At 26.8% G+C, this 22,596-nt stretch carries 19 protein-coding genes, 1 tRNA gene and 3 pseudogenes; 7 read left to right on the top strand and 16 right to left on the bottom strand.

Features of this window, described 5'->3' with window-relative positions:
* The 9 genes and pseudogenes from JG677_RS02930 to JG677_RS02890 all read right to left on the bottom strand — a co-directional run.
* Positions 1 to 336 (bottom strand): annotated as a pseudogene (locus JG677_RS02930) (hypothetical protein); the annotation flags it as partial.
* Positions 337 to 792: 456 nt separating this feature from the next.
* Positions 793 to 1,349: pseudogene (locus JG677_RS02925) on the bottom strand (ferric reductase-like transmembrane domain-containing protein).
* Complete coding sequence (msrP, locus tag JG677_RS02920; protein ID WP_200285069.1) at positions 1,349 to 2,242, bottom strand: protein-methionine-sulfoxide reductase catalytic subunit MsrP; 894 nt, start codon at positions 2,240 to 2,242, stop codon at positions 1,349 to 1,351. Before msrP ends, JG677_RS02925 begins: the two are co-directional and overlap by 1 nt.
* Positions 2,243 to 2,549: 307 nt before the next feature.
* Positions 2,550 to 3,218 (bottom strand): annotated as a pseudogene (gene pyrF, locus JG677_RS02915) (orotidine-5'-phosphate decarboxylase); the annotation flags it as partial.
* A complete protein-coding gene (gene nusB, locus JG677_RS02910) occupies positions 3,215 to 3,613 on the bottom strand; it encodes a transcription antitermination factor NusB (protein WP_200285064.1) in 399 nt (132 codons plus the stop codon). The pseudogene pyrF and the gene nusB, both read right to left, overlap by 4 nt.
* 8 nt (positions 3,614 to 3,621) lie before the next feature.
* Positions 3,622 to 4,086 (bottom strand): 6,7-dimethyl-8-ribityllumazine synthase, encoded by a 465-nt coding sequence (ribH, locus tag JG677_RS02905; protein ID WP_200285062.1) that lies wholly within the window; start codon positions 4,084 to 4,086, stop codon positions 3,622 to 3,624.
* A gap of 9 nt (positions 4,087 to 4,095) precedes the next feature.
* Positions 4,096 to 4,902, bottom strand: coding sequence for a 3-deoxy-8-phosphooctulonate synthase (gene kdsA / locus JG677_RS02900; protein WP_200170327.1), 807 nt, complete (start codon positions 4,900 to 4,902; stop codon positions 4,096 to 4,098).
* 26 nt (positions 4,903 to 4,928) lie between these two features.
* The gene (locus JG677_RS02895) at positions 4,929 to 6,287 is read right to left on the bottom strand and encodes a uracil-xanthine permease family protein (RefSeq protein WP_200170328.1); all 1,359 of its coding nucleotides are present in this window, start codon (positions 6,285 to 6,287) and stop codon (positions 4,929 to 4,931) included.
* Positions 6,277 to 7,197 carry a DMT family transporter gene (locus JG677_RS02890; RefSeq protein ID WP_200170329.1) on the bottom strand — a complete coding sequence of 307 codons (921 nt, stop codon included), beginning with the start codon at positions 7,195 to 7,197 and terminating at the stop codon, positions 6,277 to 6,279. Before JG677_RS02890 ends, JG677_RS02895 begins: the two co-directional genes overlap by 11 nt.
* 111 nt (positions 7,198 to 7,308) lie before the next feature.
* On the opposite strand from JG677_RS02890, the gene der reads away from it, so the two are divergent.
* Genes der through pflB form a run of 5 tightly spaced genes read left to right on the top strand, consistent with a single transcriptional unit; the run spans position 7,309 to position 13,836 of the window.
* On the top strand, positions 7,309 to 8,694 hold the full coding sequence (gene der, locus JG677_RS02885; RefSeq protein ID WP_200170330.1) for a ribosome biogenesis GTPase Der: 1,386 nt from the start codon (positions 7,309 to 7,311) through the stop codon (positions 8,692 to 8,694).
* Positions 8,684 to 9,175 carry a shikimate kinase gene (locus JG677_RS02880; RefSeq protein WP_200170331.1) on the top strand — a complete coding sequence of 164 codons (492 nt, stop codon included), beginning with the start codon at positions 8,684 to 8,686 and terminating at the stop codon, positions 9,173 to 9,175. Before der ends, JG677_RS02880 begins: the two co-directional genes overlap by 11 nt.
* Positions 9,175 to 10,134, top strand: a complete 960-nt coding sequence (trpS, locus tag JG677_RS02875) for a tryptophan--tRNA ligase (protein ID WP_200285060.1) — start codon at positions 9,175 to 9,177, stop codon at positions 10,132 to 10,134. Before JG677_RS02880 ends, trpS begins: the two co-directional genes overlap by 1 nt.
* A 9-nt stretch (positions 10,135 to 10,143) precedes the next feature.
* Complete coding sequence (gene serS / locus JG677_RS02870) at positions 10,144 to 11,379, top strand: serine--tRNA ligase (RefSeq protein WP_200285058.1); 1,236 nt, start codon at positions 10,144 to 10,146, stop codon at positions 11,377 to 11,379.
* A gap of 9 nt (positions 11,380 to 11,388) precedes the next feature.
* Positions 11,389 to 13,836, top strand: coding sequence for a motility protein PflB (gene pflB, locus JG677_RS02865; RefSeq protein ID WP_200285056.1), 2,448 nt, complete (start codon positions 11,389 to 11,391; stop codon positions 13,834 to 13,836).
* Between the two features lie 20 nt (positions 13,837 to 13,856).
* Here pflB and JG677_RS02860 read toward each other — a convergent pair.
* The 7 genes from JG677_RS02860 to JG677_RS02830 form a co-directional block, all read right to left on the bottom strand.
* Positions 13,857 to 13,931 (bottom strand) — tRNA-Asn (locus JG677_RS02860).
* A gap of 652 nt (positions 13,932 to 14,583) precedes the next feature.
* Positions 14,584 to 15,492, bottom strand: a complete 909-nt coding sequence (locus JG677_RS02855; RefSeq protein ID WP_200285054.1) for a radical SAM protein — start codon at positions 15,490 to 15,492, stop codon at positions 14,584 to 14,586.
* On the bottom strand, positions 15,489 to 16,508 hold the full coding sequence (gene hemE, locus JG677_RS02850; protein WP_200285052.1) for a uroporphyrinogen decarboxylase: 1,020 nt from the start codon (positions 16,506 to 16,508) through the stop codon (positions 15,489 to 15,491). The genes JG677_RS02855 and hemE overlap by 4 nt, the downstream gene beginning before the upstream one ends.
* Before the next feature lie 34 nt (positions 16,509 to 16,542).
* Positions 16,543 to 17,625 (bottom strand): chorismate synthase, encoded by a 1,083-nt coding sequence (gene aroC / locus JG677_RS02845; RefSeq protein ID WP_200285050.1) that lies wholly within the window; start codon positions 17,623 to 17,625, stop codon positions 16,543 to 16,545.
* Complete coding sequence (gene rnc, locus JG677_RS02840; RefSeq protein WP_200217641.1) at positions 17,622 to 18,296, bottom strand: ribonuclease III; 675 nt, start codon at positions 18,294 to 18,296, stop codon at positions 17,622 to 17,624. The genes aroC and rnc overlap by 4 nt, the downstream gene beginning before the upstream one ends.
* Positions 18,283 to 18,723: a ribonuclease HI gene (gene rnhA / locus JG677_RS02835; RefSeq protein WP_200170339.1), complete on the bottom strand. Its 441-nt coding sequence runs from the start codon at positions 18,721 to 18,723 to the stop codon at positions 18,283 to 18,285. Before rnhA ends, rnc begins: the two co-directional genes overlap by 14 nt.
* A complete protein-coding gene (locus JG677_RS02830; RefSeq protein ID WP_200285048.1) occupies positions 18,710 to 19,687 on the bottom strand; it encodes a tetratricopeptide repeat protein in 978 nt (325 codons plus the stop codon). Before JG677_RS02830 ends, rnhA begins: the two co-directional genes overlap by 14 nt.
* Positions 19,688 to 19,753: 66 nt before the next feature.
* Between JG677_RS02830 and dnaG the strand changes: the two genes are divergently transcribed.
* Both dnaG and JG677_RS02820 read left to right on the top strand, forming a co-directional pair.
* On the top strand, positions 19,754 to 21,544 hold the full coding sequence (gene dnaG / locus JG677_RS02825) for a DNA primase (protein WP_200170341.1): 1,791 nt from the start codon (positions 19,754 to 19,756) through the stop codon (positions 21,542 to 21,544).
* A gap of 63 nt (positions 21,545 to 21,607) precedes the next feature.
* On the top strand, positions 21,608 to 22,588 hold the full coding sequence (locus JG677_RS02820; protein ID WP_200170342.1) for an MnmA/TRMU family protein: 981 nt from the start codon (positions 21,608 to 21,610) through the stop codon (positions 22,586 to 22,588).
* The last annotated feature ends 8 nt before the right edge of the window (positions 22,589 to 22,596 follow it).

Genomic DNA, 22,596 nt, shown 5'->3' with positions numbered 1-22,596 from the left:
TAAAGTAGAATAACCTATAATAGTTCCTTTAGTATGTCCTTTACTTTCTTCATTTAAAGATAGTTCAACATTCTGTGAAGAAGCATAAGGAAGTATAAATAAAGAGTGTTCTTTAATTGTTTTATTAAAATCTCTATTTGAAGTATTTAGAGCAAAACTTTGCATAGAATTATCCATAATGCTATCAATAAAAGTTGATCTTCTCATCATGGTAGAAATTAGACTTTTAAAAGTTGCTTCTAAGATAGAAGGATTAAGGTTAAAATCTGTAGTAGGTTTTGTAATTGGGTCAGTATTTGTATTGTCTATATTATTTAATTCATCTTCATCTATACCACCTCCAGCAACAAAAATAATAGTCTCAAATTCTCCATAGCTATAGTTTCCTATAGCATAAGAATAAAAATTCAAAAAAGAAATTGCAACTAAAGAAAAAATTAGTTTTTTTGAAGATGTATAAGAATGATTTTTAATCCATTTTATCAATGAATATTTTTTACATAGACTAAATTCTTGCTGACCCATTTATAACTCCTTATATTTATTTTGATTTTATTTAAAAAGTAATAAAATATCGGCTTTAATGATAAAATATTTTATATTAATATTTATTTAATTATTGTTTATATATTAATTTTTTGTTTATATTATTATTTAAGAATTTAATATTAAAAATAGGATATTATATAGTGTTTATTTTATTATTATTTTGGAATATATTAAAATTTTATTTATAATTTTAAAAAGTATTTAAATAATTTAAATACTTTTAGCATATTCTTAAAACAATCTTTAAAATTTCTTTTGCTTATTTAATTTGTTTGTAAGTAGTCTTTTAAATGATAAAATAAAATAAATCAAAGCTATAATTAAAGCACTCCATTCCCAAAACATAGGAACTTTAGGACTTAAAAAATAATGATAACTTGCTAAAAGAAAACACAAATAACTTAATTTTCTTATTTTTTCTATCTTTTTTAAAAAACTAAAGGAACTTAAAAACATTAAAACAAGCAATACAAAAGCTATAAAACCACTTGCTTCTAATAAACGCTTTGAAATATCATCAAAAAGTCTTAAAAATTGCATATTTCTATCAAAAATAAAATAGTTTAAAAAATGAACAATCGCCCAAAAAACAGAAAAAAACCAAATAATTTTGGATAATCTTTTGTATTTTTTAATCTAATTAAAGAAAACAAAAGACTTAAATTTAAAAATATTAAAGAAAAAATACCTGTATAAAAATAAGTTTCTTTAACAAAGTCAAAAGAATTTAAAATATTGTAAAAACCATAAATCACACTTATAGAAAAAAGCGTATAAATTATAAAATTATAAACTAGCATTAAAAATTCTTTTTTAAATCCATATTTGCATAAAGGCTTGCCACTTCTTTTTCATAGCCATTAAACATTAAAGTCGGCTTGGTAAAAAATTCTCCTAGAACTCTTTCATTGGCTTGTGACCATCTTGGGTGAGAAACATTAGGGTTGACATTAGCATAAAAACCATATTCATTAGGAGCATACTCTTGCCAAGTTGTCTTTGGTTCATTTTCAACGAATTCAATTTTTACTATAGATTTAATACTTTTAAAACCATATTTCCAAGGAACCACAAGACGTAAAGGCGCTCCATTTTGTCCGAGTAATGGCTTTTTATACATTCCCACTGCTAAAATAGTAAGTGGATGCATAGCCTCATCCATTCTTAAAGCTTCTGTATAAGGATATTTGATAGTAGGAAATAAAGCGTTTTGATCAGGAAATTTCTCCTTATCAAAAAGAGTTGTAAATTTAACATATTTTGCCTTGCTTGTAGGTTTTGCTTTTTCAATCAAATAACGCAACTCAAATCCTATCCAAGGAACAACCATAGACCAAGTTTCTACACAGCGAAAACGATAAATTCTTTCTTCTAAAGGAAATTTTAAAATATCTTCCATTGTTAATTTTAAAGGTTTTTCTATCTCCCCGCTTAATGAAATCTCCCAGTTTTTTACATCAAAATTCTTAGCATACTCTACTGCCTTTTTTTTATTGGTAGAAAATTCATAAAAATTTACATAATTGGTTGCAAGTTCTTCGTCTGTAATGCTTAATTTTTGTGCATTTTTATCGCTACTAAATTCAAGAGCTAAAAGTTTAGAGTTAATCAAACTTGAACTTAACATAGCTCCTACTCCTAGTTTTAAAAATTGTCTTCTTTTTTTGTAAAGTTCTTCTGGTGTTATAAACATAATTTTTCCTTATTAATAATTTTTACAATAATAACAAGACAAAATAAACCTTATTTAAATAAAGATTAAAAATATTAAATATTTTTATAATTTTTAAAAAATAAATTAAAAAGTTATCAATAATATTTGATTGTTAAATTCTATAAAGTTTGTATTGTTTAAGATTATTAAATTTAAACGCTTATATAAATTATATTTTATTCTTTATATAAAAGCTAGATTGCAATAGAATTTGTTTTAAAGTTGTAAAATGACTTTTTAGTTAAAATTTTAAAATATTTTAGTTTTAATTATTTTTTAACTCAAAAAGTATTTTTTCGCATATTGATCTTGGATTAGATGACTTATATATAGGACGTCCTATCACTATAAAATCACTTTTATATTCTTTAGCCATTTTAATATCTGCTACTCTTTTTTGGTCATTGTTTGATTCCTTAAAAGGACGAATACCTGGCGTTAAAGTTAAGAAATTTGATGAAGTATTTTCTTTGATAATTTTACTTTCAAAAACAGAACAAACCATACCATCAAGCCCAGCTTCATAAGAAAGTTTAGAAAAATTAATTACAGCTTCATTGATGCTTTGTTTATAAATGCTAAAAAAATTTTCCTCATCAAAGCTAGTAAGAGCAGAAACAGCTAAAATCAAAGGACGCTTTTTTAATTTTTCTAAACGTCTCTTAACTTCAAGCATTGCTATCTTACCGGCACTTGCATGTAAATTTATCATATTTACACCCAACTTAGAAATTTCTTCACACGCATCTGCCATAGTGTTTGGAATATCGTGAATTTTAAGATCTAAAAAAATTTTAAAATCATCAATTTTTTTGAGCTCTTCTATAAATTTAAAACCATCTCTTAAATATGCTCTTAAGCCCACCTTTAACCAAAGATCTAAGCCTTTTAATTCCTTGGCAATTTTGAGACAATCTTCTTTTGTAGCTAAATCAAGCGCAACACATAATTTCATTTTTTGACCTTAATTAAAGAATCTAAAACACCATTTATAAATTTGGGAGAATTGTCATTGGCTAATTCTTTGGCTAATTCTATGGCTTCATTAATAATTATGGCATTTGTAGTATCTGTAAAAAGTAGCTCATAAGCCCCGAGTCTTAAAATAGCTCTTTCTATATGCCCTAATTTATTGATTTCATTCTCTTTTAAATGAACATTAAGTGCTTCATCTAATTTAGTTAAATTTTCACAAATTCCATTATAAAGACTTAAAGTGAAATTCTTTTGCTCATTGCGAATTTTTTTTTCGTTTAAAAACTCATCAATAAAACTTTCATTTTTGTCATTTAATTCTAAAGCATAGAGTAAAGAAATCACACTTTGTCTTACTTGATGTCTTGTAGCCATTTTATACCTTAAAATTGCTTGCTTAAATTTAACATTTCAATTAAAGTAATCATAGCTTCAAAACCTTTATTACCAACCTTACTTCCTGCTCTCTCTATAGCTTGTTCTATGGTATCTGTAGTTAAAACTCCAAAACTTACAGGAATATTATGATTTAAACTTACATTTGCAATTCCTTTTGTAGTTTCAGCTGAAACATAATCAAAATGTGGAGTAGATCCACGAATAACTGCACCTAAGCAACAAATAGCATCGAATTTATTGCTTTGTATTGCTTTTTTTAAAATAAAAGGAAGCTCAAAAGCACCTGGAACTAAGATAAGATCTAAATTTTCCTCTCTTCCTCCGTGTCTTAAAAAAGCATCTTGTGCACCTTCTACTAAACGATCTGTTATGATGTGATTAAATCTTGCATTAATGATAGCAATTTTTTCATCGCCTATTAATTGTAATTTTCCTTCAATAACTTTCATTTTTTTCCTTTACTTAATAATATTTTGAATTTTTATAAGAGTTTTAATACATTCTTTAAAACGATTTACACTAAGCATATTAGGCCCATCACAAAGCGCTTGACAAGGATTGATATGCGTTTCAAAGAAAAAGCCATCTACTCCAACAGCAGCCGCAGCTCTTGCTAAAGGCTCTACAAATTCACTTTTGCCACCACTACTCCCTCCTGCGGCTCCTGGCATCTGCACACTATGTGTTGCATCAAAAATTACAGGTGCAAACTCACGCATAATGATTAAAGATCTCATATCAACAACTAAATTTCCATAACCAAAACTAGATCCCCTTTCAGCCACAAAAACACCATTTTTACTTGCTATTTCATAGCCTTCTTCTTCTATACCACGTGTTTGAAGAATTTTTTTCACACTATATTTAATATCACTTGGATTTAGAAATTGTCCTTTTTTAATATTTATTTTTGATTTTGTTTTAGCCGCTTGCACAAGTAAATCAGTTTGACGACATAAAAAAGCTGGAATTTGTAAAACATCAGCTACTTCGCTAACAATGTTTGCTTGATAACTTTCATGTATATCGGTTAATATTTTCATGCCAAATTCATTTTTAACATCTTGTAAAATTTTAAGTCCTTCATCAAGCCCAGGACCACGAAAAGAATTTATACTTGTGCGATTTGCTTTATCAAAACTTGATTTGAAATAAAACTCAAATCTATCATCATTTGAAAATTCTTGCAATTCTTTTGCTACTTTAAAAACCAAATCTTTATTTTCTATAACACAAGGACCAGCAATTAAAATCATTTTTTTCATTTTTAAGCCTTTAAATTTTTATAATTTTACTTTATTTTTCTTTGTTTTTCTTCAAATGGAAAAATAATATTTAAAACAATAGCGCTTATTCCTCCTGCTACTATACCTGAAGAAAATAAAGTTTTAAGCCAAATAGGGGCAAATTGTAAAATATCAGGATTATTAGCTACTCCAAGCCCAATTCCTAAAGAAATTGCTATAATCATAATAGATCTTCTATTTAAATTTTCTTTTGAAATAATTCTTACTCCAGTGGCTGCGATTGTTCCAAACATTATCAAAGTAGCTCCACCTAAAATAGGTTCTGGAATTTGCAAAGTAATATTTGCAACTATAGGAAAAAGTCCTAAAATAATCAACATAAAAGAAACTATAAACCCCACATAACGACTTGCAACTCCAGTTAAAACGATTACACCATTATTTTGCCCAAAACAAGAATTAGGAAAAGTATTAAAAAATGCTGAAATAAAAGAATTAAGTCCATTAGCTAATACTCCACCTTTTAATCTTTTGGTATAGAGTTCTCCTTTTACAGGCTGATTTGAAACTTCACTTGTAGCACTAATATCTCCTATAGTTTCAAGAGAAGTTACTATAAAAATTAAAATTAAAGGTAAAATTAAATTATAATCAATACTTAAACCATAGTGCATAGGACTTGGAAAAAATAAAATAGGCAAATTATTATTAAAATTAAAATGAAAATTTTCAAAATTCATAGCAACTAAAAGCCCTATAATAATAGAAATAAACAAAGATGAAATTCTAATAATGGCATTATTAAAACGATTTAAAATTATAATGCTTATAATTACAATTCCAGCTAATAATAAATTTTTAAAAGAACCGAATTCTCCACTTGCTTTAGCACTAAATCCACCCCCTGCACTTACAAGTCCTACATTAATCAAACTAAGCCCTATAATCATTACAACAATTCCAGAAACTAAAGGAGAAATAATTTTTCTAATAAAAGGTAAAAATTGAGAAATAATCATTTCTGTAGTAGAACAAAGCATTAAAGTTCCAAAAATAGCTCCAAGCATTGCCTCTTGTGATAAGCCATTATTTTTTAAAGTAAGTCCTCCTAAAATTATAGGTGAAACGAAATTAAAACTTGTTCCTTGTATGGACAAAAGTCCACTTCCAATGGGTCCCCAAGTTTTAATCTGAAGCAAAGATGCAATACCAGAAGCAAATAAAGACATACATATAATTCTTGCCGTATTTTCTTCATCTATACCTAAACCTTTGCAAATAAGCAAAGCAGGTGTGATTACAGCCACAAACATAGCCATTAAATGTACTAAAGCAGCAAAACACGCCTTAAAAAATGGAGGTCTATCTTCTAGTTCATAAATCAAATCTGTCCTATTTTTCATTTTTCTTACCTCGAACTAAAATAATTCCACCTAAAATAATGCCTAGTATTCCGATAAATACCATAAAACTAGGAAAATCATCTCCTAACATAACACCTAAAATCAAGGTAAAAACTACATCCATATAACTTACTCCAGCAACAACACCTGCTTTTTTGGCTACTCCATAAGCTTTTGTAATATGAATTTGATATAAAGTTCCCAAGCTTCCCATGATAAGTATAATAATCCAAGCTTTAAAACTAGGCATTATAAAAGGCGCTATAAGAAAATCAAGTTCTTTTGTAAAATAAAAAGAACCTATACACATAGAAATTAAAGGTAATAAAGAACCAAGAAATATAAATGAAGCAGCAATTTGTTCAGTCAAATAATATTTTCTTAATTCTCTTACACTTGTTAAAGCAATAGCTGCTAATAATCCACTTAAAATTCCTATAATACAATTTTTTAAATCAAAACCTGAATGATTTGAAAAATCTGCCCAAGGTTGCATAATACAAAGAACACCTAAAAAGGCAATTAAAATTCCAAACCAACCTTTTAAACCTACATTTTCTTTGAAAAGAAAAAAAGCAATTAAAGTTACAAAAATTGGAGCTGTTTTTTGAAAAGCAAATGCACCACCTAAAGTAATATGCGAAACATTATAAAAAAACATATAAAGGGCTAAAGTACCTATAATTCCTCTAAAAATTAAAAGCCCTAACTTTCCACCTTCTTTATGAATTTTTGTTTTTCTAAGCATATAAATAATAAAAAAAGTTCCTATAATATTTCTAAAAAACATAATTTCTATAGAAGAAAGTTCATTGCTTAAAATTTTTGCACATGCGCCCATTAAAGCAAAATCAAGACAAGCTAGCATCATAAAATAAATACCTAGATTATGCTTGATAATTTTTAACACAAATATTCCTTAATTTTTGAATAAATGCGTATTTTAATCTTTTTTTGCTTAAATTTTAAGGCAAAGTTTATATAATTTTAAAATTTTAAAAATAAAAATAATAGGAAAAAAATGCAAAGCATTATACTTGTAGGTAAGCCAAATGTTGGAAAATCGAGTCTTTTTAATAGAATGGCAAGGCAAAGAATAGCTATTACAAGTGAAATTTCTGGCACAACAAGAGATACAAATAAAATAGAAGTTCAAATTAATTCTAAAAAAGCTTTACTTGTTGATAGTGGAGGATTAGATGAAAGTGATGAACTTTTTAAAAATGTTAAAAAAAATACTTTAAAAACAGCAAAAGAAAGTGATATCATTCTTTATATGGTAGATGGGAAATTAGCCCCTGATGATGAAGATAGACAATTTTTTTACTCTTTAAAAAAATTAAACAAACCCATAGCTTTACTCATTAATAAAATTGACAACAAAAAAGACGAAGAAAGATCGTGGGAATTTATCAATTTTGGAATAAAAGAAATTTTTAATCTCTCAGTAACACACAATATAGGTTTAGATGAACTTTATGATTGGCTTGAAAAGTATCTAGAAAATGAACATTTCTTAATAGAAGATCAAGAAGAAAATTTAGAGGATTTTTTAAAACATTATGATGCAAAAAAAGAGATTGAATTTAAAGAAATTGATACAAATCATATAAGAGTAGGCATTGTAGGACGTGTAAATGTTGGAAAATCAAGCCTTTTAAATGCTTTAGTAAAACAAGAACGTAGTGTAGTAAGCGATATAGCTGGAACAACCATTGATCCTGTAAATGAAAGTATTTTTTACAAGGATAAAACCATAGAATTTGTTGATACAGCTGGTATTAGAAAACGCGGAAAAATTCAAGGACTTGAACGTTTTGCTTTAAATCGCACTGAAAAAATGTTACAAAATTCTCAAATAGCACTTTTAATTTTAGATGCTAGTGAAGGCTTTAACGAACTTGATGAAAGAATTGCAGGACTTATCTCAAAACATTATTTAGGTGTAATAATTGTATTAAACAAATGGGATAAAAGCGAACTTGATTTTGATAAAACAATCAAAGAATTACGTCTTGATCGTTTTAAATTTTTAGCTCATGCACCTATTATTAGTGTTTCAGCCTTAAGTGGAAAAAGAGTTCATGTATTATTAGATAAAATTTTAGAAGTCTTTGAACATTTCATACAAAAAATTCCAACTTCAAAACTAAATGCTTTAATAGAAAATGCTACAAAAGCTCATCCTTTACCTCACGATTATGGCAAACTTGTTAAAATTTATTATGCGGTACAATATGATTTAGCGCCTCCTAAAATCGCTTTAATAATGAATCGTCCAAAAGCTTTGCATTTTAGCTATAAACGCTATTTGCAAAATAAAATCAGACAAGAATTTAATTTTGAAGGTGTACCTTTAATCATTGCTTCACGCAAAAAAGGAACTAAAGAAAACAATGAGGAATGAAAACATTGTTTTTATAGGTTTTATGGGAAGTGGAAAAAGCTCTCTTGCAAGAGCCCTATCTCAAAAAACAAATAGAGTTTTTCTTGATAGTGATTCTTTGATAGAAATGAAATTTCAAAAAAGCATTAGTGAAATTTTTAAAATTTTTGGTGAAGAATTTTTTAGAAAAGAAGAACAAAAATTAGCTTATTTATTTAGTATGACTAATAAAGCCATAATATCTACAGGTGGCGGATTTATCCATGTTTCAGATTTTAAAAGCTTAGGATTTTGTATTTATTTAAGAGCTGAATTTGACTTTTTAAATAAACAACTAAGCTTAGAAGAAAAAAATAAAAGACCTTTATTTTGCAATGAATTTAAAGCAAAAAAATTATATAATAAACGCATTAAAGATTATGAAAAAAAAGCAGATTTAATAATAGATATAGAAAATAAGAATATTGAAGAACTTTTAGAAGAAATAACAAAGAGGATTTAATGAGAATTTTAAGTGGAATTCAACCAAGTGGAGATTTACATATTGGTAATTATTTTGGAGCTATCAAACAAATGATTGAGGCACAAAATGATAATGAAATGCTTATATTTATAGCAAATTATCACGCAATGACCTCAAATCAAAAAGGTGAGATTTTAGAACAAAATATATTAAAAGCTGCTGCTGCATTTTTAAGTCTTGGTATAGATCCTAATAAAAGCATTTTTTGGCTCCAAAGTGATGTAAAAGAAGTGTTAGAGCTTTACTGGATTTTATCTCAATTTACCCCTATGGGACTTTTAGAAAGAGCTCATAGTTATAAAGATAAAATTGCCAAAGGAATTAATGCATCACACGGGCTTTTTTCTTACCCTGTATTAATGGCAGCTGATATTTTACTTTTTGATGCACAAATTGTTCCTGTTGGAAAAGATCAAATTCAGCATATTGAAATTGCTAGAGATATTGCTTTAAAAATAAATAATGAATGGGGAGAAATTTTTACTTTACCTAAAGCAAAAATTGATGATAATGTCTCTGTTGTAACTGGAACAGATGGATCAAAAATGAGTAAATCTTATCAAAACACTATAGATATTTTTAGCGATGAAAAAACTTTAAAAAAACAAATTGCATCTATTGTTACAGATAGTACAGATTTAAAAGATCCTAAAGACTGGAGAAAATGCAATGTATTTAATATTGCAAAATTATTTTTAGATAAAAAGGGGCAAGAGGATTTAAAAACAAGGTATGAAAAAGGTGGTGAAGGTTATGGACATTTTAAAATGTATCTTAATGATTTAATTCTTGATCATTTTAAAGAGGCAAGAGAAAGATATCATAATTTCTTATCTCACCCAGAAGAAATCAAAGAATGTCTGCAAATAGGTGCAAAAAAAGCAAAAAATATAGCCTTACAAAAAATACAAAAAATTTATGAAAAAATAGGACTTTAAGGATACATTATGTTGGATTTAAAATATTTACAAAATAATTTTGAAGAAGTGGCAAAAAGTTTAAAAAATAAAAAAGTTGATGAAGCTTTGTTAAAAAAACTAAGTGATCTTTTTTTAAATTTGAAAAAAGAAAAAGCAAATTTAGAAGAATTACAAGCTTTTCAAAATAAATTTAGTAAAGAATTAAGCACCGTTCAAGATAAAGAAAGTCTTAGAAAACAACTTAGCGAAAACAAGGAAAAAATTGCAATCCAAAGCAAAAAAGTTGATGAAATACTTGAAAATTTAGAAGAAATAGCACATTCTATCCCAAATATTCCTGACAAATGTGTTCCGCTTGGAGAAGATGAAAATGATAATGTCGAACTTAAAAAAGTTCTAACTCCACCTTCTTTTGATTTTACCCCTAAAGAACATTTTGAACTTGGAGAAAAGCTTAATTGGCTTGACTTTGTAAGAGGAGTAAAAATTTCTCAAAGTCGCTTTTGTATCCTTAAAAATGAAGGTGCATTGTTAAATCGTGCCTTAATTAATTATATGATAGATTTTAATATAAAACGTGGTTTTAATCTTATCAATGTTCCTTTTTTAGTTAATTCAAAAACAATGTTTGGTACAGGACAGCTTCCAAAATTTAAAGATGATATGTATAAAGTAGAGGATGAGGATCTATATCTTATATCTACTTCAGAAATTCCTGTAACAAATTTTTATTCTGATGAAATTTTAAGTAGTGAAAATTTACCTATAAAGATGACTTGCTATAGTGCTTGTTTTAGAAAGGAAGCAGGAAGTGCTGGACGTGATACAAGAGGTATTATTCGCCAACATCAATTTGAAAAAGTAGAGCTTGTAAGCATTACAAAGCCAGATCAAAGTAATAGTGTTTTTGAAGAAATGCTAAATTGTGCAAGTGATTTATTAAGCTCACTTGGTCTTGCTCATCGCCATTTAATGCTTTGTACAGGAGATCTTGGTTTTAGTGCAGCCAAAACAGTAGATTTAGAAGTGTGGCTTCCAGGACAAAATAAATATAGAGAAATAAGTTCTGTTTCAAATTGTCAAGATTTCCAAGCAAGAAGAGCTAAAATTCGCTATAAAAATGACAAAGGGAAAAATGAATTTGTTCATACTTTAAATGGTTCTTCTTTAGCTGTTGGCAGAACGCTTGTTGCCATTATGGAAAATTATCAAGATGATAAAGGCAATATCCATATTCCTGACGTTCTTAGAAAATATTTTTAAGAGTAGTAAATGGCAGAAGAAAAAATTGAACAAGAAGATAATCTTTCTAAAGAAAGACTTGATGAAAGTTTAGAAGAATTTAAAGGACAAGAAGGTGAAGCTCCACAAGATGAAGAATTAACCACTTTACCAGAAGAGCTTTCAAATGAAGAAGAAAGTTTTTTCTTTAAAAGAGAATCCGCCCCCAAAGAAGAGCAAGAAGAATCTTTAAAACAAACTGAATCTAAAGAATTAGCTTGGTATAAAGATAAAAAATTTTTATCTTTGATAGCTGGATCAGCACTTATAATCTGCTCTTTGGTTTTTACATTATTTTATCTAAGTTTTAGTAGCAATAATATCAAAGCTGATATCATCGCTACAACACCAAAAGAAGTAGTTAAAAACGAAAATCAAGACGAATCTTATCAGTATGATATTGCAAAAATTGATACCATGATAAAAAAGGCTAATGCTTTGTATTTAAAAGGAGATATTGAACAAGCCTTAAAAGCCTATGAGCAAATTGCAATCTATAATGAATCACTTTCTAGTTATAATTTAGGGGTTTCTCAAATGAATGAAAATCAATTTGAAGAAGCATTGCAAAATTTTAAAAAAGCTATTAATAATGGCGAAAATCAAACTGTTTCAGCCATCAATGCCGCTGTTTGTGCACTCAAACTAAATGATAGAGAAAGATTTAAATATTATATTGATTTAGCTCAAGTTTATTTGCCAAAAGAAGGAAATTCTAAACTTTATGACTACTACTTAGCTCTTATTAATTTTTATAAAGGATATTATCCAGAAGCTTTACAAATGTTTCAAAAAACATCAGTCGAGCCTTACGCTGATTTTGCAAAGTATCTTTCAGCTAAAATTTATAGTAAAATGGATTTAAATTCAAAAGCAATATCTTATCTAAAAGAACAAAATAGCTTTGAATCAAGTTTATCTTTAGGACTTTTATATGCACGCATTGGAGAATACCAAAATGCTAAAAATGCTTTAAATACTGCCTTAAAAATAGAAAGAGACTTTAATAAAAGTTTAGCTGCTATTACTTTAGTAGATTTGAAAACAGGACAATATCAAGAAATGCTAACACGTCTTAATAATGCTTATAAAGACAAAGAAGATAAATATCATATTTTGGATATTTATAAAATTAAAGTAAATTTAAATAAAGATCTTTTTGACATTCAAATGGCACAAGAAAATTTTTCTAGAAATTTCTTTAAACAACCAAAAGAACAATTTGATTTACTTTTTTATTATGCACCTTATCAAGTTTTTGATAGCAAGCAATCTTCTCTTTATATCAAAAAAGCTAATATTACTTATTTTATTGATGATAGCGTTGATACTAGTTTTTATTTAAAAACAGGGAGAGCTTTATCTTCGACAAATGTTAAAATAGCAAATATAGTAAATCTTGCTCTAAATCAAAAACTAAAACAGGCAAATAAAGGTTTTCAAGATTTAATTAAAGAATATCCAGAACATAGCATTTTGCATTATAATCTTGCTCTAACTTATGCTCAACTTAAAAATTATGATTTAGCCTACAAACATTTTTCAAGCTCTTATCATTTAAATCCAAAAAATTATCTAGCTGGTGCATTTGCTATGTTTTGTGCTAAAATTAGTGGCATAGATACAACAAAATTTTATAATGAAGTTCAAGACAATCTTTCTATTGATACAAACTCATCTTCAGCCTTATATAAAAATTTATTCTTTTTAGCTAATGAAGATTATACTTCAATATTGCCTTATTTAGATGAAACTAAACAAGATAATCATCCTTTAAATCTTATTTTTGAAGCCATTGCCTTTAAAAATAATAATCTTAATAATCAAGCAAATATGAAAATAGCACAACTTAAGTCTGAGCTTCCTAACGATGTTTTAACTAATATTTTGTATTTTAACTCTTTAAATGCTAATCAAAATATTAAAGACTATGCACAAAACGCTCAAATATATTTTCAAAATGCAAAACTAGATTATAAAAGTATATTTGGAGGAGCAATAATAACAAGAGAAAAATACACTTCTTTAATGCAAATTGCTGGACTTTTAAATTTAGAACGTAAAAAATTTAAAGATCTACTCAACGTTTCTAATATAAATGATGAAGGACTAATTCAAACTTTAGCTTATATTGACATATTTTCGCTTCATTTTGAAGAAGCATATGCTTTATATAATACACTAATTGATAATTATAAAGCCAATGATTCTCATACGCTTTTTTTAGCTTCTGTTGCTGCCATAGGCTCAAATAATCCAAATTCTGCCATTGCTCTTTTACAACTTGCAAAACTAAGTGATAATAATAACAAAGAAAGTAAAGCTGCTTTAGGACTTTTATATCAACAAGTTCAAAACTACGAACCAGCTTTATTACAATACAAAGATCTACCAGATAATTTTAAAAGTGAATTTTTTACTTTTGAAATAAAAGAATAATTTCTATATGAAATAAGAAGTGGCTCCGGATGTAGGATTCGAACCTACGACCAAGCGGTTAACAGCCGCCTACTCTACCGCTGAGCTAATCCGGAATAAATTAAAAATGTGATTATATTAAAAAAAATAAATAAAGTCAAGTAAATTTAAATTAAAAATCACAGAATTTAAAAAAATATAATTATCCTTGAAAAAATATTAAATTTATACTTAAAAAAATCAACCTAAGAAGATAAATTAAAAATTATTTTTGAATTAAAATAAACCAATAGCTTTACAAAAAATATCCAAAAATATGCAACTATTTAAATAATTTTGGAAAAAATTCTAAACATTATACCTTAAGCTTATAAAAATTTTTATCTTTCTTTAATGAATCCCTAAAGTGCTTTTAACTTCTAAAATAGTTAGATTTTTAATTAAAATAAACTTATGTTATCTTAGTTTATAAAACCATTCCCATAAAACACTATATAATCATAAACTTTTTTTATATAAAAAATAGTAAAAACTATCCATAGCTTTAAAATTTAGAAGACAATTGTGTATATAACTTTAAATCATATTTCAAACTAGTTTAATTTATGATTTTAATAAACTTAAAATACTTAAAGATAGTTTATAAAATTATAATTTAAATCTAAAAAATAAAAATAGTAGTATCATTAATAAATTACTATAAATCTATTAATATTTTAACAACTAAAAAGTTTATTTACTACACTAAAAATTATTATTTATTTAAAACTACTTATCTACTTTATAAAAAATAACTCCCCCTAGAGTATAAATTTTAACTAAACCTTTTTTAACCAAATCTTGCAGTATTTTTTGAGTATTAAAACTTAAAAGAGTATTAACATCAACTTCGCTTTGCGCTCTTAATTCTAGCATTTTCAAAAGCTCATCTGTGCTAAATTCCATATTTTGTTTTTTCTCATTTCTTCTTGCAATAAATACTGGAATATTCTCTATAAAAAGACTTAAATCTAAAAGTTTTTCTTCACTTACCCCTTTAACAGGATAAGAAGGGGGTCTATCTATAGTGCTTATATCTATTCTTATAGGATTTATTTTTTGCAAAACTTCATTTAAAGCCTTAAATTCTTCTTCATTGTCATTAATACCTTTAACAACTAGAATTTCAATGATAAGTTCACCCTTAAAAATTTTTGAAAAAGTTATCATTTTTTCTATCATTAAATGAAGATCAATTTCTTTTAAGGGTTTATTGATACGCAAAAAACTTTTTTCAATTACACTATCAAGGCTTAATTTTACCATATCTAAATCAAGCAAAGCATTAAATTGCATCTCATTTAAAACAGCAGTTCCATTACTTAAAATAAGAATTTTTTTATCTAGTTTCAACTCTCTTAAAGCAGTAATCAATTCTTTTAAATTTGGATATAAACTAGGCTCTCCATTGGCTGTTAAAGTAAGAACGTCAAAAGGTATTTTTTTGGCTAAAAAAAATTGTAATTGCTCAATGATATCTTTAATACTAGTTATATGATCCATTTTAGCAATGGCTTTAGCTTGCTTAAGCTCACAATACACGCAATCAAAATTGCATTGTTTTAAAGCAGGACTTAAATCAATGCCTAAAGAAAAACCAAAACGCCTTGAATTTATAGGACCAAAAATTATATTCATTTACTTGATAATTCTTTTACAAGATTTATAAAATATTTAGCGTTTTCAACAGGAATATCAGGCAAAATTCCGTGTCCTAGGTTAAAAATATGCGCTCTTTTATTCATAATATTTAAAATATTATGCACACTTTCTTTTATAGCTTTTTTATCATAAAGTCTGCAAGGCTCCATATTGCCCTGTAAGGTATAAGTAGGACTTAAAAGCTCTTTTGCCATTTCTAAAGGAGTGCTCCAATCTACTCCAAAAACATCAAAATTGCCATAAATTCCATCTAAATATCCACTAATTCCTTTTGGAAATAAAATTACAGGAATATGAGGATATTTTTCTTTAATATAAGTAGCAATTTCTATCATATATTTAAAAGAAAATTCAAAAAATACATCTTTTTCTAAAGCACTTGCCCAGCTATCAAAAATTTGCACTGCATTTGCCCCAGCTTTAATTTGTTCTTCTAAATATAGCTTTAAGACTTCACTTAATTTTTTAAGTAAGGTATGCATCAATAAAGGATCAGTATAAATTAATTTTTTACATTTTGCATAAGTTTTACTTCCTCTTGCTTCTATCATATAAGTTGCTAAAGTCCAAGGACTACCACAAAATCCTATTAAAGCCTTAGAAGAAGGGAGCTTTTCTCTTGTAAGAGAAATAGCATCATATACATAAGTTAATTTTTTATAAGCATTGCAATCTAACTTATCTATATCCTCTAAAGATTTTAAAGGATCACTAAATACTGGGCCTTCACCTTTTTCAAATTTCAAATCCATACCCATTTCCAAAGGAACAACTAAAATATCCGAAAAAATAATTGCTGCATCCACATCAAGAATTTCAACAGGTTGCAAACTTACTTCACTTGCTCTTTTATAATCTTTACATAAGGAAAGAAAATCTCCTGCTTCTTCTCTTACTTTCATATATTCTTTTAAATACCTTCCAGCTTGTCTCATCATCCAAACAGGGGTATAAGGTACTTCTTTTTTAAAACAAGCATCAATAAAAATCATTTATATTCCTTATTATTTTTAAAATTATAACAAATTAAAAAGTATAAATTTTTTTAAGATAATCAAGTCTTGAACTTGCATTTAAAAGAAGCAAATCCGCAAGAATAAATCTTACCATAGCATTTACTACAACACTTCCACGAATTGCTATACAAGGATCGTGTCTTCCTTTTAAAATATACTTTATATTATTACCTTTTTTATCCATACTTTCTTGCGGAATAAATATCGACGGAGTAGGCTTAAAATGAGTTTTAATTTCGATTAAAGACCCATTTGAAATGCCTCCTAAAATTCCGCCTGAATTATTGCTTAAAAATTTTTTATCTTTTAAAATATCGTTATAATTTGAACCTCGCATTAAACTTGATTTAACTCCAGCTCCTATTTCAACGGCTTTAACCCCATTAATACCCATTAAAGCGTGAGCTAATTTTGAATCAAGTTTATCATATAAAACTTCTCCTAGTCCAATAGGTACATTTTTTACACAAGTATAAACACTAGCACCTATACTATCTTTATCCTTTTTAACCTTTAAAAGTTCTTTTTTAAATTCTTCTTCATATTTTGGATCTAAACAAAAAATTTCACTTTTTTTACAAAAATTAAAATCTATATTTTTAAAATCTATACTTTTAGTTCCTATACTACAAATTCCACTAAAAACTTCTATATTAAATTCTTTTAAAAGCATCACAGCAATAGCTCCTGCTATAACTTTATTGATACTTTCTCTAGCGCTTGATCTTCCTCCGCCTCTATAATCATTAATACCATATTTATAAAAATAAGTAAAATCAGCGTGAGATAATCTAAAAATATCTTTTAAGTTCTCATAATCTTTTGATCTTGCATCTTTATTAAAAACAACTGCAGATATAGGAGTTCCCGTTGTATAGCCTTGAAAAACTCCGCTTAAAATTTCTACCTCATCTTTTTCTTTTCTAGGACTTGAAAATTTATTTTTACCAGGTTTTCTAAGTTTAAGTTCATTTTGCAAAAATTTCTCATCAAATTTTATCCCTGCAGGCATTCCATCTACAACACAACCTAAAGCTTTACCGTGTGATTCTCCAAAGCTTGTAAATTTTAATCTTGTGCCAAAAGTATTCATAAAATTCCTAATTTCTCAAGAGCAATTTTAGCTGCGAGTTGCTGAGCTTCCTTCTTACTACTTGCAATAGATCTTGCATATTCAATTCCTTCTAATTTTAAAACGATTTCAAATTGTTTTTGATGATCGGGTCCAAAAGCCCTTAGAGTTTCATAATCTGGAGTTTGACCTAATTTTGCTTGAGTAATTTCTTGTAATTTTGTTTTATAATCTTTTATGAGATTTTTTGCATCTATGTTAGGATAATTCTCTTCAATCAAAGCTAAAGCTACTTTTTTTGCTTCTAAAAAACCAGATTCTAAATGTATTGCCCCAATAATTGCCTCTAAAGCATCTGAAAGTATAGATGGTTTAGCTCTACCATTATTATTTTCTTCAGCAATGGACATAAAAATAAAATTTCCAAGTTCAAGACTTTTAGCAATTTTTGCAAATGATTTTTCATTTACTAAAGCTGCTCTTAATTTAGATAAATCTCCCTCTGCATCATTTTTAAATTTATGAAATAAAAATTCACCCACAACCAAATCAAGAACAGCATCGCCCAAAAATTCCAATCTCTCATTACTAAAAGGCTTTTTAAAACTTTTATGCGTTAAAGCTTCAATGAGCAATTTTTGATTTTTAAATTTATATTTTAGTCTTTGTTCAAGCAATTCAATTTTTTCCATTTTGTTCCTTTTGCAAATTTAAAGCAGCCTCTTTTGCTAATTTATCACATTTTTCATTTTCTATATGTCCATTATGAGCTTTAACCCAAAAAGCTTTGATTTTATGATTTTTTGAAAATTTTAAATATTCTTTCCATAAATTTACATTTTTTTTATTTTTAAAATCTTTTTTAATCCAAACATCAAGCCACTCATTAATACTTCTTACCATTAAATTAGAATCTGTATAAAGCTCTATTTCACAGGGTTCTTTTAAGGCTTTTAAAGCTTCTATAATAGCTAAAAGTTCCATTTGATTATTGGTTGTATTTTCTTTTGCTCCAAAACCTATTTTTTCGTATTCTTTATAGCGTAAGATATAAGCCCAGCCTCCAAAACCAGGATTATTAAGACAGGATCCATCTGTATAAATCTTAATTTGTTTCATCAAGCTTAACCTCATAAAGAATTTTACATTTATTAAAACCGTAACATATCGGACAATGATAAAAAAATAAAGGCATAGCATTTTTACATTCTAAACACACATAAGAAAACACTATTTTCACTTTAAAATCATTATCATTTAAAATCTTAAACATTCTAAAATTTTGATTTTTTAAAAAAATTTTTTCTTCTTTTGGTAATAAATTTAAAGCGTAAAAAAATTCTTTATATTCTTGTTTGTCAATTTTTACTATTTTTTTATCCCTATAAATTAAATCAATAATATCAAAAAGATTTTGATCTTTTATGATTTGATAATTTTCAAAAATAAGTCTTTGAAGCATTATATTATCTTTAATGTCAAGATTTAAAATAAGTTCTATCTTGCTTTTTTGATCTATATCTTGTTCTTTTATCATAAGAGCTTTTATAAATTCTTTCTCTTCTTTCACTTCTTCATCAAGTTCTAAAAGACATTCTAATGTATCCAAAACTTCTTTATAAGATCTCAATCTTAAATAAACAATTTTTAAAAGTTTTAAAGCTTTTTCATTCCTTGGTCTGATTTTTAAAGCATTAAGTAAAACTTCTTTAGATCTTTCTAAAAACCCTGCCTTAAAATATACCTCAGCCAAAGATATAAAAATATCTTCTTGTTCTTTTTTATCTTTTACTTTTTCTAAGGCAATTAAATAAATTTGTATCGCTTTTTCAAATTCCCCGCTTCTTGTAAAAATAGATGCCAAAAAAATGAGATTAGCTAAGCTTAAATTTGGATCTTTTAGTAAATCTTTATGGACATTATTAAGTTCAAATTTTTTAATAAATTTTTCTAATTTCTCTTCTTCATCTTTATAGGCAAAAAATCTCCAAAAATAATTAAGCAAGGCTATAATAAAGATTAAAATCGTAATAAAAATTAATCCCACCAAAGGATCTCTATAATCTAAAAAAAACAAATCCATACTAAAACTTTAATTTTTATATCTATTATAGCTAAATCTTTGTATAATTTTATCAAGGTTTAAAAAATGATTGATAAAGCAAGCATAGAAAATTTAAGTCAAAGAATAGATATTGTTGATATTATTTCTCATTTTATCGAAGTAAAAAAACAAGGTTCAAGTTATATTTGCGTTTGTCCTTTTCATAATGATAAAAATCCTTCTATGCACATTAACTCTCAAAAAGGTTTTTATCATTGTTTTTCTTGTAAAGCGGGCGGAGATGTTTTTAAATTCGTTATGGATTATGAAAAAATAAGCTTTAAAGAAGCTGTTGAAAAAGTAGCCACTTTAAGTAATTTTACTTTAACCTATACAAAAGAAAAAAAAGAACAAAAAGACTTAAAGTACATTTTACCTTTGCTTAATGCTTTTTATAAAGAAAACTTACCTAAACATAAAGAAATTCTAAGTTATCTTTACTCAAGAAAATTAAATGATCAAGATATAAAAAAATTTGAATTAGGTTTTGCACCTAAATCAGAAGAAACTTTAAGACTTTTAACAAATGAAAATATTAATTTTCAAGATGCTTTAGAAGTTGGAGCTATCAAAAATCAAGATAAAGAATTCTATGCTAGCTTTATCCAAAGAATAACTTTTCCTATATATGATCACAAAAATATATTAGTAGGTTTTGGCGGACGCACATTAAATACTTCAAATCTAGCAAAATACGTCAATTCACCTCAAAATAAACTATTTGACAAATCTAGAATTTTCTATGCTTTTAATATTGCAAAAGATTATATAGCTCAAAAAAAAGAAATAATTATTTGTGAAGGTTATATGGATGCTATTGCCTTTCATAAAGCAGGATTAAATAATGCTGTAGCTGTTTTAGGAACAGCTCTTACTCAAAATCATCTCCCGTTAATTAAACGCTATGATGCTAAAGTGATTTTATGTTTTGATAATGATAATGCAGGCTTACAAGCTGCTTTTAAATCAGCATTTTTACTAAGCACTAACAAAATAGATGGCAAAGTGGTTTTACTTGAAGGAGGAAAAGATCCTGCCGAACTCGTAGCAAATAATCAAAATAAAGCTTTATTTCAATTACTTGAACAAGGGATAGAACTTGGGGAATTTTATATTAAAACTATGCTTGATAAATTTCCTTTAAAAACTATGCTTGATAAACAAAAAGCTTTAGAAAATATACAAAAATATACATTTTTACTTGAGCCTTTAATAGCCAATTCATATAAAAATTTAGTTTCAAAACTTTTAGGAGTTGAAGAAAATTTTATCTATCTTAGTAAAAATTCTAATCAAAATAAAAACTTAATCAATCTTTACAATAATCCACAAAAAATCTATTTAAGCGAATTTGAAATTTTAGATTATTTATTCAAAGAGCAAAAGGCTAGAGAGCTTTTTCACTTAATTAGCGATAAAGCATGTTTTAAACATCAAAATATTTTAGAAAAAATCTTTCAAAATATAGGTTTAGAAGATTCTGATATAAGAGAGCTTTATTTAAAAAATTTTAGAAAATTAGAAAATGAAAATGAATTTTTGCTAGGAATTTGCAAAATAAATCTTGCTTTTTTAAATCAAATTAATATTAAAAAAACGAATCTTGCTTTAAAAAAGCAAATCTTTTCTTTGCTTGAAAAAAATAGCGAAAAACTTAAAAAAAATCTTAATCAAAATGAACTTTTTCTCTTTTTAAAAGATTGTTTAATCACCTTAAAACAAGAAAGAAATGAAGAAAATTTGGAATTATTTTTTAAACATCTTTATAAAATATTATCAAAAAATTATTTTACTTTTATAGAATTAAATTTAAAAGAAAACAATCATCCTTTTTAAGCCATTGTATAATTTTTTAAGATAAAATTACGCTTTTATTTATTAAATTTTAGAAAGGAAACGATGAAAGCATTAGCGCTTTTTAGCGGTGGTCTTGATAGTATGCTTGCTATGAAACTTATCACCTCTCAAGGAATAGAAGTTAAAGCTTTAAATATCAACATAGGTTTTGGAAGCACAAGCGATAAAAGTGAAATTATGGCAAAACGCGCAGCTATGGTAGGAGCTTCATTTGAAATGATAGACGTTAAAAACGAATATCTTCAAAAAGTTCTTTTTAATCCAAAATATGGCTATGGAAAACATTTCAATCCTTGTATTGATTGTCATGCTTTTATGTTTAAAACAGCTCTTTCTATGTTAAAAGATGAAAATGCACATTTTATCATCACAGGTGAAGTTTTAGGACAACGTCCTATGAGTCAAAGATTTGATGCTATGGCAAAAGTAAAAACATTAGCTCAAGATGAAGAAGATCTTATTTTGCGTCCTATGTGTGCCAAAAATTTAGCTCCAACAAAACCAGAAAGAGAAGGTTGGGTTGATAGGGAAAAATTAGAAGGTATTAGTGGCAGAAGTCGTAAAAGACAACTTGAACTTGCCAAAAAATTCAATCTTGAAGATTTTGAAAGTCCTGGTGGAGGATGCTTGCTAACTATTGAAAGCTTTTCTAAAAAAATTAAAGATTTTATATCTTTTGATAAAAATATGCAAGTAAATGATGCTCAACTTCTCAAATATGGAAGACATTTAAGGTTGCCTAATAATTCTAAAATGATTATTGGTCGCAATGAACTAGAAAATGAACTCTTAAAAAATTTAAAAACGCCAAAATATGAAGAAATCAAACTTTTTGATCTTGTTGGAGCTTATTCTTTGGTAAATGCAAATATCAATGAAGAAGATTTAAATCTAGCTTTAAAAATTGCTTTAACTTATACAAAATGCGAAGAAAGTAAAAAATATAAACTAGGTTTTAAAGATAAAATTTATGAATGTGAAGCCTTAAAAGATAAAGAACAAATTAAAGAATTTTTTATATAAATACAATA

This window comes from Campylobacter sp. TTU-622, assembly GCF_016598965.1.
Taxonomy (GTDB): Bacteria; Campylobacterota; Campylobacteria; order Campylobacterales; family Campylobacteraceae; genus Campylobacter_D.
The sequence above is the reverse complement of the archived record's forward strand: the minus strand, read 5'-3'. Positions and strand labels throughout refer to the sequence as shown.